The organism is Massilia eurypsychrophila, assembly GCF_002760655.1.
In the GTDB taxonomy this organism is placed as follows: Bacteria; Pseudomonadota; Gammaproteobacteria; order Burkholderiales; family Burkholderiaceae_D; genus JAFCUW01.
The window spans coordinates 104,062-120,581 of sequence record NZ_PDOC01000001.1 but is presented as its reverse complement, the minus strand read 5'-3'; the positions used below and the strand labels follow the sequence as shown (position 1 = coordinate 120,581).

The following is a 16,520-nucleotide window of genomic DNA, read 5'->3' as shown; positions in this document are numbered from 1 at the left end:
CACCCTGCCGTTTTCGGAGAATCATTTATGAAGCACAAGCGCAATCAATTCCACGCTGCCGATTCGGCCCTGCAGAAGAGCAGCCATGACCGGGTCGCCGAGCACATCGCCGCGCGCCGGCCGATCAGCCGAACGTTACTGGAGGAGCCGGAAGCGTCCTCGTTCGGCCAGCGCGCCGCCGACGCGGTGGCGCACTTCGGCGGCTCGTGGACCTTCATCATGCTGTTCGCCGTCGTGCTGTGCAGCTGGGTGCTGGTCAATTCGTGGCTGCTGGCGCGCCATGGCGGCAAGGGCTTCGATCCGTATCCGTACATCTTGCTGAACCTGTTCCTGTCGATGCTGGCGTCGATCCAGGCGCCGGTGATCTTGATGTCGCAGAACCGCCAGGGCGAGAAAGACCGGCGCGATGCGCGCCACGACTACGAGATCAACCTGAAGGCCGAGCTGGAAATCATTTCGCTGCACGAAAAGATCGATGCGCTCAAGGTCACGCAGTGGGAGCAGCTGATCGCGCTGCAGCAGGAGCAGATCCGCATGCTCACCAGCTTGTGCGGCGTGACGCCGCGGCCGGCCTGAACGTCAGTTCGACAGCAGGATGGCGTGCTGCTTGCGCTGCAGGAAGGCGATGCCGACCAGAATCGCGAACGAGATGATCAGCAGGATCAGCGCGTATGCGTGGGCGGCGCCGTAGTTGAGCTTTTGCGCCTCGTCGTACAGCGCGATCGACGCTACCCGCGTCTGCCCCGGAATATTCCCGCCCAACATCAGCACGACGCCGAACTCGCCCATCGTGTGGGCGAAACTGAGCGACACGCCGGTCAGGATGCCGTGTTTCGACAGCGGCATCACGATCGACCAGAACAGCTGGCGCTTCGTCAGCCCCAGCGCCAGCGCCGAGTCGATCATGTTGCGCCCGACGCCGCGAAACGCCGCCTGGAACGGCTGCACCGCGAACGGCAGGCTGTACACCACCGAGCCGGCCACCAGCCCGGCGAACGAGAACGGCAGCGGATGGCCGAACACCGACACCCACGCCGCGCCCACCGGCTGCTGCGGCGCCATCGCCATCAGCAAGTAAAAGCCGATCACCGTCGGCGGCAGCACGATCGGCAGGCTGACCAGGGTTTCGATAAAGATGATGCCGCGCCAGCGACTGTTGTTGAGCCAGTTGGCCAGCGGGATGCCCACCAGCAGCAACACCAGCGAGGTGACGAGCGCCAGCCGCACGGTCAGGAAGATCGCGCTCCACAGTTCCGGCGGCAGCGACCACTCAGCCACGCGGCGCTGCCGGAGTGGGCGGCATGCCGAAGCCGTGGCGCTGCAGGATCGCGCGCGCCCCAGGGGTCGACAGGAACTGCACGAAGCGCGTCGCCAGCGGATTGTTCCTGCCCTGCGCGGTGACGACGGCGCCCTGCACGATCGGCGCCATCCCCGCCTCCGGCAGCAGGTAGTAGCTGCCCAGGCCCTTCAGCCGCGGCGACACCACGCTGGCGAGCGAGACGATGCCGATCTGCGCGTTGCCGGTCTGGACGAACTGCACCGCCTGCGCGATGTTTTCGCCGATCACCAGTTTCGGCTGCAGCGCCGGCCATTTGCCGGCCGCTTCCAGCGCCGCCTTCGCGGCCCGGCCGTACGGCGCCACGGCCGGATTGGCCAGCGCCACGCGGGTCAGGCGGGCGTCGTCGAACACGCGCATGCCCTGCTGCACGTCGAAGCGCGCGTCCAGGGTCCACAGCACGATGCGCCCGACCGCGTACGGCGTCAAGGTGGCGGCGACCGCGGCGCCGTCGCGCGCCAGCTGGGCCGGATAGTCCATGTCGGCCGACAGGAACACCTCGAACGGCGCGCCATGGCGGATCTGCGCGAAGAAGTTGCCCGAGGCGCCGGTCGACACCTTCAGCTGCGCCTGCGGCACCGCTTTTGAAAAGGCGGCGCCCAGTTCGTCGATGCAATAGCTCAGGTCTGACGCGGCTGCCACCAGCAACGTTTCCGCGCGGGCCGGCAGCGTGAGCAACAGTGTCAGAAGCAGGAGCAGTCTTTTCATCTTGTTATTCTACCGCGCAACAGCCTGGCGAGCGGATGCGGCGACGCGTTACAATGGCCGGCTGTTTTCCCGAAAGAAGCTCCCCTCGATGTCCACTGCTCCCAAGTTCGGCCTCAACGTTCCCCAGAGCGAAGCCGTGATCTATCTGGACGGCCCCTGCCTGGTGCTGGCCGGCGCCGGCTCGGGCAAGACACGGGTGATCACGCAGAAAATCGCCCACCTGATCGAGGACCGCGGCTACGATCCGCGCACCATCGCCGCGCTGACCTTCACCAACAAGGCCGCGCTGGAGATGCAGGAGCGCATCGCCAAGCTGCTCAAGCAGCCCAAGCAGGCCAAGCAGCTGACGGTGTCGACCTTCCACTCGCTCGGCGTCAAGATCTTGCGCCAGGAAGCGAACGGCGTCGGGCTCAAGGACAAGTTTTCGATCATGGACAGCGACGACTGCTTCGGCCTGGTGCAGGACCTGGCGATCACCACCGACAAGCAGCTGATCCGCCGTATCCAGAACGCCATTTCGCTGTGGAAGAACGGCCTGGTCGACCCGGAAGACGCGATCCGCAACGCCGTCGACGAGGACGAGGCGCAGGCCGCGCGCGTGTTTCGCAGCTACGTGGCAACGCTGTCGGCTTACCAGGCGGTCGACTTCGACGACCTGATCCGCCTGCCCGTCGAGCTGTTCCGCAACAACGAGGCGATCCGCGACAAGTGGCAGCGCCGCCTGCGCTATCTGCTGATGGACGAGTACCAGGACACCAACACCTGCCAGTACGAGCTGGTCAAGCTGCTCGTCACCGGCATCAACAAGAAGCCGATGTTTACCGCGGTGGGCGACGACGACCAGGCGATCTATGCCTGGCGCGGCGCATCGGTGGAAAACCTGGTGACCTTGCAGACCGATTTCCCCGACCTGCGGGTGATCAAGCTGGAGCAGAACTACCGCTCGACGACGCGGATTTTGACGGCAGCCAACGCGGTGATCGGCAACAACCCGAAGTTGTTCGACAAGAAGCTGTGGTCGGAGCACGGCCTGGGCGAGCCGATCCGCGTGCTCGGCATGCAGAACGACGACCAGGAAGCCGAACAGGTGGCGATCATGATTTCGGCCGACCGCTTCCAGCGCAAGAACAAGTGGTCCGACTACGCGATTCTGTACCGCGGCAACCACCAGGCGCGGGTCATCGAGCAGTCGCTGCGCAAGGAACGCATTCCGTACACGATTTCCGGCGGCCAGAGTTTTTTCGACAAGGCCGAGATCAAGGACATCATCAGTTACCTGCGCCTGGTGGCCAACGAGAACGACGACCCGGCCTTCATCCGCGCGGTGACCACGCCCAAGCGCGGCGTCGGCATGGCTACCCTGGAAGTGCTGGGCGCGCTGTCGAAGCAATGGAACTGCTCGCTGTTCGAGGCGGTGTTCAAGGGCGGCCTGGAAGCGAAGCTGGCCGACCGCCAGCTGCTGCCGCTGCGCGAATTCTGCAACTTCATCAATAATCTGGAGTCACGCGCCAGCCGGCCCGGTCCGTCCGGCAGCGGCGAGAATGCCGCCGCGGTGCTCGACGACATGATGAAGGAAATCAACTACGAATCGTATCTGTACGACAGCTTCGACGACCGTGCCGCGCAGGGCAAGTGGAGCAACGTGCTCGAATTTACCAACTGGCTCAAGGAACGCGGCTGCGGTGGCAAGGACAAGTCGGGGGAGGAAAAGAACCTGCTCGAGCTGACCCAGATGGTTGCCTTGATGACGATGTTGGAAGGCAAGGACGAAGAGCCGGACGCGGTGCGCATGTCGACCTTGCACGCCTCGAAAGGGCTGGAATTTCCGCACGTGTTTCTGGTCGGCGTGGAAGAGGGAATTCTGCCGCACAAGGGCGATCCGGATGCGTCGGTGGAAACCATCGGCGCGCGGGTGCAGGAAGAGCGGCGCCTGATGTACGTCGGCATCACGCGGGCCCAGCGCACCTTGCAGATCACCTGGTGCAAGCAGCGCAAGCGCGCGGGCGAGCAGGTGCATTGCGACCCATCGCGCTTCATCAAGGAAATGGCGCTGGATGTGGGCAACGCCGTGCCGACCGAAGCGGAAACGATTTCGCCGAAGGACCGGCTGGCAAGTTTGAAGGCGCTGCTGGCGACGCCGAAACCGCCGGCCACCTGACGACGGGGAAACCGGAACGCGGGGATGACGTTATTTGCGGCGACTGTACGGCGTTGGCGATGTCTGCGGCGTGTGGGTTAGCAGCGCACGCCTTGTGCGTCGTGCCGGCCGCGGCGAAATTGCGGCTGATACAGCACGCGCGATACCACCGCCGGATCGACGGCATTCGTCGCCAGGTATTCCGCGGCGCTGGGCGTGCCCAGCATTGCCTGCAAAATGATTGCTACCTCGACTTTTTGCGCGGTCAGGTGATCCGGGCGTCCGGTCGCGCGCAACGGCGCGACCGTGGGCGCGTTTGGCCTGGCTGCATCGTTGGCTGAGGTGTCCATAAGGAGTGAAGAAGTTTCCATCGGCACATATTGCATTGGAATGAAACGCGCGTCCGTGCGTTAGCGCTCACAGCCGGTCAATCCAATCGTCCGGCATAATGCAGCTTTTGCACCAGGGGTAGGCCGTGAGTAACGAAGACCGTTTTGTCGATATCGAAATCAAGCTGGCGCACCAGGAAGACATGGTCGAGTCGCTCAACGATGTGGTCATCCAGCAGAGCCGCCGCATCGACCAGCTCGAAGCGATGGTCAGCCAGCTGGCCGAGCACATCCGCAACAATGCGCAGTCGGGTCCGAATCCGGTCAACGACGTACCACCCCACTATTGAGCGGGGCGGCAAGGGGTAGATCCCTGATACGTCTGGCAGTCGCCGCGGCGATGCTGGCGCTGGCCGGCACGGCCTTCGCGCAATCGGTCGCATTCACGTTCGATGACGGTCCGCAGTTGAGCGAGACGCCGCGCCTGACCGCGCAACAGCGCAACCAGGCCATTCTCGACACGTTGGCGCGGCGCAAGGTGCAAGCGGCACTGTTCGTCACCGCCGGCCACGGCGCCAATCGCCCGGAAGGGTACGCGTTGGCAAAAGCCTGGGGGCAAGCCGGCCATGTGCTCGGCAACCACACGATGACCCATCCCGACCTGCATGGCGCCAAGGTCAGCCTGGCCCAGTACCAGCAGGAGATTCTCGATTGCGACGCCATCGTGCGCACCTTGCCGGGCTATCAGAAGTGGTTCCGCTACACCTATCTGCGCGAAGGCAATACGCCGGAAAAGCGCGACGGCATGCGCGCCTTCCTGCGCCAGCAAGGCTATCGCAATGCCTACGTCAGCCTCGACACGAGCGACTGGCGCTTCGACGACAAGCTGCGCGCCATGCTCAGCAAGAACCCACAAGCCGAGCTGGCGCCGCTGCGGCAGCTGTACCTGGCGCATGTGAAACAGCGCGCGCTGGCATACCGCGCCTTGTCGCAACAGTTGCAGGGCCGCGATATCGCCCAGGTCTTGCTGCTGCATCACAACCTCGTCAACGCGCTGTGGCTCGACGACATCATCGCCCAGTTCACCGACATGGGCTGGACCATCACGACGCCGGCGGCGGCATTCGCCGACCCGGTGTACCAGCTGGCGCCCGAGCGCGCGGCGCCCGGCCAGAGTTTGCTGCTGTCGATGGGCCGCACGATGGGCCTGGGAAAGTTCCCCGGCGGCGAGCGGCTGGTCGATGATGGCGACTACGAAATGGACTTGCTGAAGGACCCGAAGCTTATCGATTCCCGGTCGACGAAGTAGGCGCCTCGCTGTCGGTGTGAGCGGTCAGCGCCTGCACCAGGGCATCGAAGGTGACGCGACAACGCGGGCTGTCGCGCAAGTCTTCGTGCATCGTCACCCAGGTTTCCAGCAGCATCGAAAATTCGGCCGGCAGCAGCCGGACCAGCGCTGGGGTGCTGCGGCGTGCCAGTGCGTTCTGGCAGATGCCGATACCGGCGCCGGCACGAATCAGCGCCAGCTGGGCCACGTCGCTGTCGGTGCGCAGGGCAACGCGTTCGCGCTGGAACTGTGGCCAGCGCTGCAACGCTGCCCGCACGAAGGGGCTGACCTGGTCGTAGCCGATCAAGGTGTGCCGCGACAGGTCGGCCAGAGTGGCCGGTTCGCCGCAGCGGGCCAGGTAGTCGCTGCTCGCGTGCAGGCCTAGCTCGACGGTTCCAACGCGGCGCGCCACCAGCTGTTCTTGCTTCGGTTGCGTCATGCGCACGGCGATATCGGCTTCCCGATGCAGCAAGTCCTGAACGCGGTTCGACAGGACCAGCTCAACTTTCAGCTCAGGATACTGCTGGCGCAAGCTTGTGATTACTGCCGGCATCACTTCCACGCCGATGACTTCGCTCGCCGTCACCCGGACGACGCCGCGCACGCCATCGCCGTAGCTGGCGGCGGTGCGCTCCAGCGCGGCCGCCGTGCTCTCCATGGCCTCGGCATGCGGGTGCAGCGCCTGCGCGGCCTCGGTAGGGAGCAGGCCGGTCTGTGACCGTGTGAACAGTGCGAGACCGAGCGCCCGTTCCAGCGCCGCAATATGGCGTCCCACGGTCGGTTGCGCCATGCCCAACACGCGCGCAGCGCCCGACAGCGAGCCCTCGCGCAACACACTCAAGAAGCTACGGTAGAGCTCCCACTCGTTCGTCATCAACCCTCCGGCTATACAAAAATGAATAGCTGCACACCGATGTCATGCAATTTATTTTAACCGCAGCGTGCCGCAGTATGGCCACATCGTCAATCAAGGAGAAAATATGAAAACGCAAAAGACGGCGCTGGTACTGGGCGCAAATGGTGGAATTGGAGGCGAAGTGGCGCGTCAACTGCTGATCGCCGGCTGGCAGGTAAAGGCACTTTCGCGCAAGCCAGCCGCGGACAACGCTGCCGGCGCGATAAGCTGGCTGCAAGGTGACGCCATGATTGCCGGCGACGTCCTGGCCGCTGCACGCGGCTGCGAATTGATCGTCCATGCGGTCAATCCGGCCGGCTACCGAAACTGGGGCGGGCAAGTATTGCCGATGCTGAGAAATACCATCGCGGCCGCCGAAGCTTCCGGCGCCCTCGTGCTGCTGCCCGGTACGGTGTACAACTACGGCCCCGATGTCGCCCTCGCGGCAAGCGAAGATGCGCCGCAAAATCCCGCTACGCAGAAAGGAAAATTGCGCGCCCAGATGGAGGCGGAACTGGAAGCGTATTGCCAGCGCGGAGGGCGCGCCCTGGTGGTGCGCGCCGGCGACTATTTCGGGCCGCAATCGGGCAACAGCTGGTTTGCGCAAGGGCTGGTCAAGCCTGGACGCCCCGTCACGGGGATCGCGAATCCCGGTCTTCCCGGTGTCGGCCACCAGTGGGCCTACCTGCCCGACGTTGCCGCTGCCATGGTCGCGCTGGTGGAACGGCACGGCACGCTCGAGCCGTTTGCCCGCTTTCACTTCGGCGGTCATTGGGACGCTGACGGCAGCGCGATCGGACGCGCCGTGCAGCGCGTGGCCGCACGGCATGGCCTGCACGCCAGTTTGAACACCTTCCCCTGGTGGCTGGTCCGTTTGGCCGGCCCGTTCAACGAAACGCTGCGCGAGTTGTACGACATGCGTTACCTGTGGAGGCAGCCCTTTCGACTGGATAACGCAAAGCTGCTTGCCGAGCTAGGGGCCGAGCCGCACACCCCGCTCGATGTGGCTGTCGAGCGCACCCTGGCCGGCCTTGGCTGCCTGCCGCAACGACCAGGTTGATCAGTTAAAGCGATTCAGCTGCCGCTCGGTGAATTCCTTGCCTTCGGCGTGACGGATCTGTCCGGTCAGTTTGAGGGTGCCCATGCCGGTCGCCATGTCCTGGGTGCCGTTCAACGCACCGCCGCCGGAGGCCTTGGCATACTGCCCGTTGCCGCCGGTGATCTGGAACGTGGCGCCGCTGAAGACGTAGTTGGCGCCAACGCCGGTCGGTACGAACTGGCCGCTGTAGGTCGCGAAGATCTGGTCGCCCGACGCGGTGACGACAACGAAGCGGCCTTCGCTAAAATTGAACAGCGGCGGCTGCGGCGTGATGCAGTCGGTGGCGATAAACGCGACACGGCCGAGCAGCGCGCTCTGGCCGTGGCCGGCAATGGTGCCGCCGAATTTGGACGCGCAGCGAGCGGCAGGGCCGACCTGCTCTTGATACACACCCGCGATCTCAAGCGGCTTGGTCGTCGCAGGTTGCGCGGACGCGCCGATCGACGCCAGTAGCAGGACGGCAGTGGTGGCAAGGCGTAGGGTGGACTTCAGCATGGAATAGCTCCGATATCTTGTGAAAGATTTAATCATAGCTTTTACGCATGGAAAGCTGCGCACGGCAGGCTGAGCTGTGGCGCTGCGGGGCAAAGGGCTTTTTTGTGCGCCCGAGCGTCTGCTAAGCTGCGCCATTCCTTCAGCAAGTCCAAAAATGAAAAATAACCCAAAAAATGCCAGCAGCGGTTTGGTCTATTCCACCGAGCTGGGCCGCACCTGCCCGCAATGCCGGCAAGCGCTGACGGCATGCGCCTGCAAGGCCGGCGTGGCGCCGGCCGGCGATGGCGTGGTGCGCGTATCGCGCCAGACCAAGGGCCGCGGCGGCAAGAGCGTCACCGTCGTCAAGGGACTGGCGATCGACGCGGCCGCGCTCGCCGTGCTGGGCAAGCAGCTGCGCACCGCCTGCGGATCCGGCGGCACCGTCAAGGACGGCGTCATCGAGGTGCAGGGCGACCATTGCGAGCGGATCGTCGCCGCACTCAAAGCCCAAGGCCACAATGCGAAATAGTTTATGTGGTTATGAATCGTGCAACATGGTGATTGTGCTATCGTAGGGCCATCGATCACTTCGCAGAGGTCCAGCATGCATATGCCTTCCCACGTTGTCGATCAGATCGTCGCACTCGAAGAACGCCTGCGCATCGCCATGCTGGCCGCCGACTGCGACGCGCTCGACCAGCTGATAGCGGCCGACCTTATCTTCACCGATCACATGGGCCGCGTGCTCAGCAAAGCAGATGACCTCGACGCGCACCGCTCCGGGCTGCTGAAACTCGATCACCTCCAACCGTCCGAAATGAAGATCAGCGCCACGCCTCAATTGGCGGTCGTGTCCGTGCGCATGAAGATGACGGGCACGTACGACGAGGGGCCCTTTGCCGCCGATCTTCGGTACACGCGGGTCTGGCGCCATTCAACGAGCGCCGGGTGGGAAGTGCTTGCGGGCCACAGCAGCCACGTCGTCGCGACATGAGACGGCGCTCAAGCCCGGCGGCGCAATAAATTTTCTGTTCGCGCTATCGACTGGTGCTGCGTCTCCCATGTGGACCGTATTTTGAAGGTTGGGCCAGACGGTTCGATCCCAGCGATTCCACCACGGTTTGGTAACGTAAAGTTGAAAGTAGAAGGTCTCGGATCTAAAGCGGCGCTTATTCAACTGATGATCGGGGCAAATCAGACGACAATTCCTGGTAACCTCAGGCTACCGGCCGGGTGCAATCTGCCGCCATTGTCAACGGGCACTGCTAAGCTTGCATAGGTCGACCAAATGTTGGCGGGAATTCGCTAGTGACAATCGCCTGGAGCGCATTATGATTTTCAATATCTACGGCCGTTTTCAACTTGATGTGCGGCGCGAGAACGATGGTTGGGTGGTTTATCACCCCGCACCTGGGAAACGTGCGCGGGTGAATGAGATCGTTATTCCTTCGACGATGGAAGCTGAGGAAATCGGGATCTATCTGGACGACATTTATCATGAGTTGGCCGGCCCCGGCCAACGCGTTGAGCGCGTCTAGGTCTTCATGTCCGCACATACCCATGACTTTGCTGACTGGCTTTCCTCCGATGCCTTCGACACGGACAGCTGCATGAAAGCTAAGATTCCGTGTCTCAGATTTTCCGCCTCCGGACGCAAGCGATATGCTATCGGATCTCTGCTCGGCTTAACATTATAATTAGCGCACCGAGACGAGCGATTAAGCTGGTCGGCCTGACGACAGATCAACTAATGAAAAAATTATCTTATGTGGCAATTCGCAGGAATTGTCCTGCTCGATTTGGCGCGGGGCGAAGTTACCCATTTTATTTGGGCCTGCAGGACCTGGCCTTCCAATGCATCCCTCAGTTAGGTAATTGAGATGCTGCGCCAATGGATCATCGGTTCATTGATCGTGGTATTCCTGTTTTCCATGCTGGGAATCGCGTTGTGGGCACTGTTCCTTCGTGCGCCCAATGTCATTGTCGACAAGGACGGGCGTCCAATATCGTATAGCGAACTTGCGCGTTCGATTATCTGGATATCCGTCTCGCCGATGGACTATGAATTGAACGGCGCGAAATATCAGTCCGAACAAGAACTGTTGGCAGCACTTAAGGCGCTTCCAAAAAAGAGCATTTTGGCCATCAGGTGGGGAGTCAACGCATCGGATGCCGATGGAAAGCACGCGACATTGGCCCGATGCGAAAAATTGAGGTTGGCAATCAAGAGCGCAGGGCTGCCCGCGGTTCCAGAAATTGGGAACGAACGCTTTCAATGAGAAGCGTTGCCATGCATTGGTCAACTAGACGAGTATGAGAACAAAATGCACGTACAAGACGTGTCTATCTAAACTGCGCCGCCGGAAACCGGCTATGCCCTTTTGGCGCTTGGTGTACGAACGGAGGAAATAATCAATGGGCAAAAATCGACTTGAAGCGTTCAGCGACGGCGTGATCGCCATCATCATCACCATCATGGTGCTCGAACTAAAAGTGCCGCACGGCGCCGGCTTCGACGTGCTGCTGCCGCTGCTGCCGATCCTCGGCAGCTACATCCTCAGCTTCATCTATGTCGGCATCTACTGGAACAATCACCACCACATGCTGCACATGGTGCAGCAAGTGAGCGGGCGCGTGCTGTGGGCCAACCTGCACCTGCTGTTCTGGCTGTCGCTGCTGCCCTTCGTCAGCGGCTGGATGGGCGAGAACCATTTCGAAACCATGCCCGTCGCCGCCTACGGCGTCGTGCTGCTGATGTGCGCGATCGCCTACGCCATCCTGGCGCGCAGCCTGATTGCGCATCACAAGGAAAACGCCGCGTTGGCCGAGGCAATCGGCAGCGACCGCAAAGGCTTGATCTCGATCGTGCTGTACATACTCGGCATCGGCCTGTCGCTGCTGCATCCGATGCTCGGCTTTGCCACCTACATATGTGTGGCCATCATGTGGCTGATCCCCGACAGCCGCATCGAAAGCCGCCTGAAACACTGACGCTTCGCCGCAGTGACGCCGCCAGGTCATCCTGATATCATCACGAACACATGTGCTGCCGCTTACCGAGCGGCAGCGTCCCCAAGCGCCCGTGAAAGATGCCATGAACCGTCCACACCTGCTGATCGTTGCCGCCAGTCTCGCCTTCATCCAACCCGTGTTTGCCGCGCCGGCCGCCCCTGTGGCCGCGCTGGAAGCGTCGAACCCGTTTGCCAAACTGAGCACGTTGCCGTTCCATTACCCGGCCTTCGACAAGATCAAGGACGAGCATTTCTTGCCGGCCTACGCCGCGGGCATGCGCGAGCAACTGCGCGAGATCGACGGCATCGCCAACAATCCGAAGCCGGCAACGTTCGACAACACGATCGTCGCGATGGAGCGTTCGGGCCAGTTGCTCACGCGCGTGGCGGCGACGTTCGCCAACCTGCAGGGCGCCAACACCAACGACAAGCTCGACGAGATCGACCGTGAAATGTCGCCGAAGCTGGCCGCGCACAACGACGCCATCTTCCTCAATCCCAAGCTGTATCAGCGCGTCAAGTCGCTGTACGACAAGCGCGCCAAGCTCGGCCTCGATGCCGAATCGGCCTACCTGCTGGAACGCTACAACAAGGACTTCGTCCGCGCCGGCGCCAAGCTCTCCGCTGCCGACAAGATCAAGCTTAAAGCGTTCAACGGCGAAATCGCCACCTTGCAGACGACGTTCACCCAAAACGTGCTGAAAGAAATCAATGCGTCGGCGCTGGTCGTCGACACCCGCGCCGAGCTGGCCGGCATGTCGGAGGCGGCCATCGACGCCGCCGCGGCCGAAGCGAAAAAGCGCGGCATGGACGGCAAGTTTGTCGTCGCGCTGATCAACACCACCGGCCAGCCGCCAACCGCGCTGCTGACCAACCGCGCGGTGCGCGAGCGCCTGATGGCGGCGTCGATGGCGCGCGGCAGCCGCGGCGGCGAGTTCGACAACCGCACTGTCGTCACCCGCCTGGCCAAGCTGCGCGCTGAACGCGCGGCCCTGCTCGGCTATCCGAACTACGCCGCCTATTCGCTCGAAGACCAGACCGCCAAGACCACCGGCGCGGTCAACAAGCTGCTGGCCGAGCTGGCCAAGCCGGCCGTCACCAATGCCCGCAAGGAAGCGTCCGAAATCCAGAAGATGATCGCTGCCGACAAGGGCACCTTCCAGATTTCGGCGGCGGACTGGGACCTGTACACCGACAAGGTGCGCGCGGCGCAGTTCAACTTCGACGAGAACCAGCTGAAACCTTATTTCGAGCTGAACAATGTGCTCGAGAAGGGCGTCTTCTTCGCCGCAGGCAAGCTGTACGGCCTGACCTTCAAGGAGCGCAAGGACCTGCCGGTGTACAACCCGGACGTACGCGTGTTCGATGTGTTCGATGCGAACGGCAAGCAGCTGGCTATTTTCCTGGCCGACATGTACGCGCGCAGCAACAAGCAGGGCGGCGCGTGGATGAACGAATACGTGTCGCAGTCGGGCCTGATGGGCACGCGCTCGGTGGTGGCCAATCACCTCAACATTCCGAAGCCGCCGGCGGGCGAACCGACTTTGCTGACCTACGATGAAGTCAAGACCACCTTCCACGAGTTCGGCCACGCGCTGCACGGCATGTTCTCGAACGTGAAGTACCCGCGCTTTTCCGGCACCAACGTGCCGCGCGACTTCGTCGAGTATCCGTCGCAGGTCAACGAAATGTGGGCGCTGTGGCCGGAAGTGCTGGCCAACTACGCCCGCCACTACAAGACCGGCGCGCCGATGCCGAAGGAGTTGCTCGACAAGGTCGTCGCCGCGAAGAAATTCAACCAGGGCTTCATGACGACCGAGTACCTGGCCGCTTCGCTGATCGACCAGCGCTGGCACCAGCTGACGCCGGCGCAGGTGCCGACCGACGTGCTCAGCTTTGAAGCGGCCGCGCTGAAGGAAGCCGGCATCGACTTCGCGCCGGTGCCGCCGCGCTACCGCACGACGTACTTCTCGCACAGTTTCTCCGGCGGCTATTCGGCCGGGTACTACGCCTACCTGTGGAGCGAAAAGCTCGACGCCGACACGGTCGAGTGGTTCAAGGAAAACGGCGGCCTGACGCGCAAGAACGGCGACCACTTCCGCAAGACGCTGCTGTCGCGCGGCGGCACGATGGATGCGATGGACATGTTCCACTCGTTCCGCGGTCGCGATGCGAAGATAGGGCCGCTGCTCGAGCGCCGCGGCCTGACGGCCCAGTAAACACACTAAGCAACAGAATGGGGCCCCCGCCCGCGCGAGGAGTCGTTCCCGCGCAGGGGGGGCCTACCACACCAAATTAGCCAAGAAAAAACCATGACCCGACCACAACTCCTGCTGATCGCTACCGCACTGGCAACACCTTTCGCCGTCGCCGCCCCCGCAGCCGCCCCCGTTGCCGCCTTTGACGCCAGCAACCCGTTCGCCAAGCAAAGCCCGCTGCCATTCCAGTATCCCGCCTTCGACAAGATCAAGAACGCAGACTTCGCCCCGGCCTTCGCCGAAGGCATGCGCGTCCATGCACTGGAAATCGCCGCGATCGCCAACAATCCAAAGCCGGCCACGTTTGAAAACACGATTGTTGCGATGGAGCGTTCCGGCCAGTTGCTGTCGCGCGTGAGCAGCGTGTTCGGCAACCTGTCCGGCGCCAACACCAACGAGACGATGCAGGCGCTCGACCGCGACCTGGCGCCGAAACAGGCCGCCCACAGCGACGCCATCCGCCTGAACCCGAAGCTGTTCGCGCGCATCAAGACGCTGCACGACAAGCGCGCCAAGCTGGGCCTCGACGCCGAGTCGCTGCACCTGCTGGAGCGCTACAACACCGACTTCGTCCGTGCCGGCGCGCGCCTGTCGGCCGCCGACAAGGACAAGCTGAAGGCGTTCAACGCCGAACTGGCTAGCCTGCAGACAACGTTCAGCCAGAACGTGCTGAAGGAAGCGAACGCGTCCGCGCTGGTGGTCGACACCCGCGCCGAACTGGCCGGCATGACCGAAAAGGCGATCGACGCCGCGGCCGCCGAAGCGGCCAAGCGCGGCCTCGCCGGCAAGTTCGTCGTGCCAGTCGTCAACACCAGCGGCCAGGCATCGTTGGCCGTGTTGACCAACCGCACCACGCGCCAGCGCCTGCTCGAAGCATCGCTCGGCCGCGGCAGCAAGGGCGGCGATTTCGACAACCGCGCCATCATCGTCAAGCTGGCCACGCTGCGCGCCCAACGCGCTGCGCTGCTCGGCTACCCGAGCCACGCCGCCTACGTGCTGGAAGACCAGACCGCGCGCGACACCGGCGCCGTCAACAAGCTGCTCGGCGAATTCGCCAAGCCGGCGGTGGCCAACGCGCGCAAGGAAGCGGCCGAGATCCAGAAGGTGATCGATGCCGACAAGGGCGGCTTCCAGGTCGCCGCCCAGGACTGGTCGTTCTACAGCGACAAGGTGCGCGCGGCGCGCTTCAACTTCGACGAGGCGCAGCTGCGCCCGTACTTCGAACTCAACAGCGTGCTGACCGACGGCGTGTTCTTCGCCGCCGGCAAGCTGTACGGCCTGTCGTTCAAGGAGCGCAAGGACCTGCCGGTGTACGATCCGGACGTGCGCGTGTTCGACGTGTTCGATGCCAACGGCAAGCAGCTCGCCATTTTCATTGCCGACATGTACGCGCGCGGCAACAAGCGCGGCGGCGCGTGGATGAATGCCTACGTCGGCCAGTCGCGCCTGCTGGGCACCCATCCGGTGATCGGCAACCACCTCAACATTCCGAAGCCGAGCGCCGGCGAGCCGACCTTGCTGACGTATGACGAGCTGCGCACCTTGTTCCACGAATTCGGCCACGCGCTGCACGGCATGTTTTCCGACGTGAAGTATCCGCGCTTCTCCGGCACCCGCGTGCCGCGCGACTTCGTCGAGTTCCCGTCGCAGGTCAACGAAATGTGGGCGGTGTGGCCGGAAGTGCTGCGCAACTACGCCAAGCATTACCAGACCGGCGCGCCGATGCCGCAGGAACTGCTCGACAAGGTGCTGGCAGCCAAGAAGTTCAACGAAGGCTTCCGCACCACCGAGTACCTGGCCGCGTCGATCCTTGACCAGCGCTGGCACCAGGTCGGCGTGAACCAGGTGCCGACGGACGTGCTCGCGTTCGAAGCGGCCGCGCTGAAGGAAGCCGGCGTCGATTTCGGGCCGGTGCCGACGCGCTACCGCAGCACCTATTTCTCGCACGTGTTCTCCGGCGGCTACTCGGCCGGCTACTACGGCTACCTGTGGGCCGAGAAGCTCGACGCCGACACCGTCGAATGGTTCAAGGAAAACGGCGGGCTGACGCGCAAGAATGGCGACCACTTCCGCAAGAAGCTGCTCGCGCGCGGCGGCACGATGGATGCGATGGAAATGTACCGCGGCTTCCGCGGCCGCGAAGCGAAGATCGAGCCGCTGCTCGAAAAGCGCGGGCTGACGGCGAACTGATTCGGTTTGCGCGAAATGGGGGCCTGGCGCAGGCGGGGACCCCATCTTTGTGAACACCAGTTGGCTGCTGCTTCGGTATATACTTTCTCACAACAACCCAAGGAAACTCCGCCGCAATGAGTGTTCAGGAATTACACGGCATCACCTTAGAAGCAATCCTGACGCGCCTGGTCGACCACTACGGCTGGGACCAGCTCGGCAAGCGCATCGACATCAACTGCTTCGTCAGCGACCCGAGCATCAAGTCGAGCCTGAAGTTTCTGCGCAAGACGCCGTGGGCCCGCACCAAGGTCGAAGAGTTATACCTGCAGACGCAGTTCACCCCATAAAGCGAGACGACCATGTTGAACGAAAACGCATCGAACCTGAAGCAGCATCTGAAGACCCTGCACGCCGACCTGGCCAGCACGGGCGAGGTGGATGCGGAACTGAAAGACTTGCTGCGCCAGCTGGACGGCGACATCAAGACCTTGCTCGATCGCCGCATGGCCGAAGACGCCGGCGTCGAAGCTGAGGAAGAAACCACGACCTACGGCCTGGCCGAGCGCTCGCAGGAAATCACCGCCAAGTTCGCCGCCAAGCACCCGCGCCTGGAGCCGGCGCTGCGCGAGCTGGGCACCATCCTGGCCAACATGGGCATCTAGTCGGGCCACCGTCAAAACCGGGGGCTGACCCTCCGGGGTCAGACCCCGGACCCGCAAGTTATTGAAAAATAAGCGTTTTTGTTCACAGGTTGGCAAGGGAAACTGCCTGCCT

Annotated in this window: 19 protein-coding genes; 14 read left to right on the top strand and 5 right to left on the bottom strand. The window is 63.0% G+C overall.

Features of this window, described 5'->3' with window-relative positions; genetic code table 11:
• Positions 1 to 27: 27 nt before the first annotated feature.
• Complete coding sequence (locus CR105_RS00585; protein WP_099786490.1) at positions 28 to 576, top strand: DUF1003 domain-containing protein; 549 nt, start codon at positions 28 to 30, stop codon at positions 574 to 576.
• 3 nt (positions 577 to 579) lie between these two features.
• On the opposite strand, the gene modB is transcribed toward CR105_RS00585, so the two are convergent.
• Together modB and modA are read right to left on the bottom strand one after the other, a co-directional pair.
• Positions 580 to 1,278, bottom strand: coding sequence for a molybdate ABC transporter permease subunit (modB, locus tag CR105_RS00580; protein WP_218968641.1), 699 nt, complete (start codon positions 1,276 to 1,278; stop codon positions 580 to 582).
• The gene (gene modA / locus CR105_RS00575; protein ID WP_099786489.1) at positions 1,271 to 2,044 is read right to left on the bottom strand and encodes a molybdate ABC transporter substrate-binding protein; all 774 of its coding nucleotides are present in this window, start codon (positions 2,042 to 2,044) and stop codon (positions 1,271 to 1,273) included. Before modA ends, modB begins: the two co-directional genes overlap by 8 nt.
• Positions 2,045 to 2,132: 88 nt before the next feature.
• Here modA and CR105_RS00570 point away from each other — a divergent pair, with 88 nt between their 5' ends.
• Positions 2,133 to 4,202, top strand: coding sequence for a UvrD-helicase domain-containing protein (locus CR105_RS00570; RefSeq protein WP_099786488.1), 2,070 nt, complete (start codon positions 2,133 to 2,135; stop codon positions 4,200 to 4,202).
• A 77-nt stretch (positions 4,203 to 4,279) separates the two neighbouring features.
• Here CR105_RS00570 and CR105_RS00565 read toward each other — a convergent pair whose 3' ends face one another.
• Positions 4,280 to 4,531, bottom strand: a complete 252-nt coding sequence (locus CR105_RS00565; protein WP_099786487.1) for a hypothetical protein — start codon at positions 4,529 to 4,531, stop codon at positions 4,280 to 4,282.
• A gap of 125 nt (positions 4,532 to 4,656) precedes the next feature.
• On the opposite strand from CR105_RS00565, the gene CR105_RS00560 reads away from it, so the two are divergent.
• Together CR105_RS00560 and CR105_RS00555 are read left to right on the top strand one after the other, a co-directional pair.
• Entirely contained in the window at positions 4,657 to 4,860 is a 204-nt protein-coding gene (locus CR105_RS00560; protein WP_099786486.1) for a SlyX family protein, read from the top strand.
• A gap of 50 nt (positions 4,861 to 4,910) precedes the next feature.
• Positions 4,911 to 5,819 carry a polysaccharide deacetylase family protein gene (locus CR105_RS00555; protein WP_099786485.1) on the top strand — a complete coding sequence of 303 codons (909 nt, stop codon included), beginning with the start codon at positions 4,911 to 4,913 and terminating at the stop codon, positions 5,817 to 5,819.
• Here CR105_RS00555 and CR105_RS00550 read toward each other — a convergent pair.
• The gene (locus CR105_RS00550) at positions 5,794 to 6,711 is read right to left on the bottom strand and encodes a LysR family transcriptional regulator (RefSeq protein ID WP_099786484.1); all 918 of its coding nucleotides are present in this window, start codon (positions 6,709 to 6,711) and stop codon (positions 5,794 to 5,796) included. The genes CR105_RS00555 and CR105_RS00550 overlap by 26 nt on opposite strands.
• A gap of 106 nt (positions 6,712 to 6,817) precedes the next feature.
• Here CR105_RS00550 and CR105_RS00545 point away from each other — a divergent pair, with 106 nt between their 5' ends.
• Positions 6,818 to 7,792 carry an NAD-dependent epimerase/dehydratase family protein gene (locus CR105_RS00545; protein WP_099786483.1) on the top strand — a complete coding sequence of 325 codons (975 nt, stop codon included), beginning with the start codon at positions 6,818 to 6,820 and terminating at the stop codon, positions 7,790 to 7,792.
• Here CR105_RS00545 and CR105_RS00540 read toward each other — a convergent pair whose 3' ends face one another.
• The gene (locus CR105_RS00540; protein WP_099786482.1) at positions 7,793 to 8,326 is read right to left on the bottom strand and encodes a hypothetical protein; all 534 of its coding nucleotides are present in this window, start codon (positions 8,324 to 8,326) and stop codon (positions 7,793 to 7,795) included.
• Positions 8,327 to 8,480: 154 nt separating this feature from the next.
• Here CR105_RS00540 and CR105_RS00535 point away from each other — a divergent pair, with 154 nt between their 5' ends.
• From CR105_RS00535 to CR105_RS00495, 9 genes are all read left to right on the top strand, one after another.
• Complete coding sequence (locus CR105_RS00535; protein ID WP_099786481.1) at positions 8,481 to 8,834, top strand: translation initiation factor Sui1; 354 nt, start codon at positions 8,481 to 8,483, stop codon at positions 8,832 to 8,834.
• A gap of 75 nt (positions 8,835 to 8,909) precedes the next feature.
• A complete protein-coding gene (locus CR105_RS00530) occupies positions 8,910 to 9,299 on the top strand; it encodes a nuclear transport factor 2 family protein (protein WP_229413527.1) in 390 nt (129 codons plus the stop codon).
• A 337-nt stretch (positions 9,300 to 9,636) separates the two neighbouring features.
• Positions 9,637 to 9,843, top strand: coding sequence for a DUF7661 family protein (locus tag CR105_RS00525; protein WP_099786480.1), 207 nt, complete (start codon positions 9,637 to 9,639; stop codon positions 9,841 to 9,843).
• A 342-nt stretch (positions 9,844 to 10,185) separates the two neighbouring features.
• Positions 10,186 to 10,584: a hypothetical protein gene (locus CR105_RS00520; protein ID WP_099786479.1), complete on the top strand. Its 399-nt coding sequence runs from the start codon at positions 10,186 to 10,188 to the stop codon at positions 10,582 to 10,584.
• A 136-nt stretch (positions 10,585 to 10,720) separates the two neighbouring features.
• Positions 10,721 to 11,296 (top strand): TMEM175 family protein, encoded by a 576-nt coding sequence (locus tag CR105_RS00515; protein WP_099786478.1) that lies wholly within the window; start codon positions 10,721 to 10,723, stop codon positions 11,294 to 11,296.
• Positions 11,297 to 11,399: 103 nt separating this feature from the next.
• The gene (locus CR105_RS00510; RefSeq protein WP_099786477.1) at positions 11,400 to 13,535 is read left to right on the top strand and encodes a M3 family metallopeptidase; all 2,136 of its coding nucleotides are present in this window, start codon (positions 11,400 to 11,402) and stop codon (positions 13,533 to 13,535) included.
• Between the two features lie 93 nt (positions 13,536 to 13,628).
• Complete coding sequence (locus CR105_RS00505) at positions 13,629 to 15,764, top strand: M3 family metallopeptidase (RefSeq protein ID WP_099786476.1); 2,136 nt, start codon at positions 13,629 to 13,631, stop codon at positions 15,762 to 15,764.
• Positions 15,765 to 15,880: 116 nt separating this feature from the next.
• Positions 15,881 to 16,093: a VF530 family protein gene (locus tag CR105_RS00500; protein WP_099786475.1), complete on the top strand. Its 213-nt coding sequence runs from the start codon at positions 15,881 to 15,883 to the stop codon at positions 16,091 to 16,093.
• A gap of 12 nt (positions 16,094 to 16,105) precedes the next feature.
• Entirely contained in the window at positions 16,106 to 16,408 is a 303-nt protein-coding gene (locus tag CR105_RS00495) for a DUF4404 family protein (RefSeq protein ID WP_099786474.1), read from the top strand.
• Positions 16,409 to 16,520: the final 112 nt, after the last annotated feature.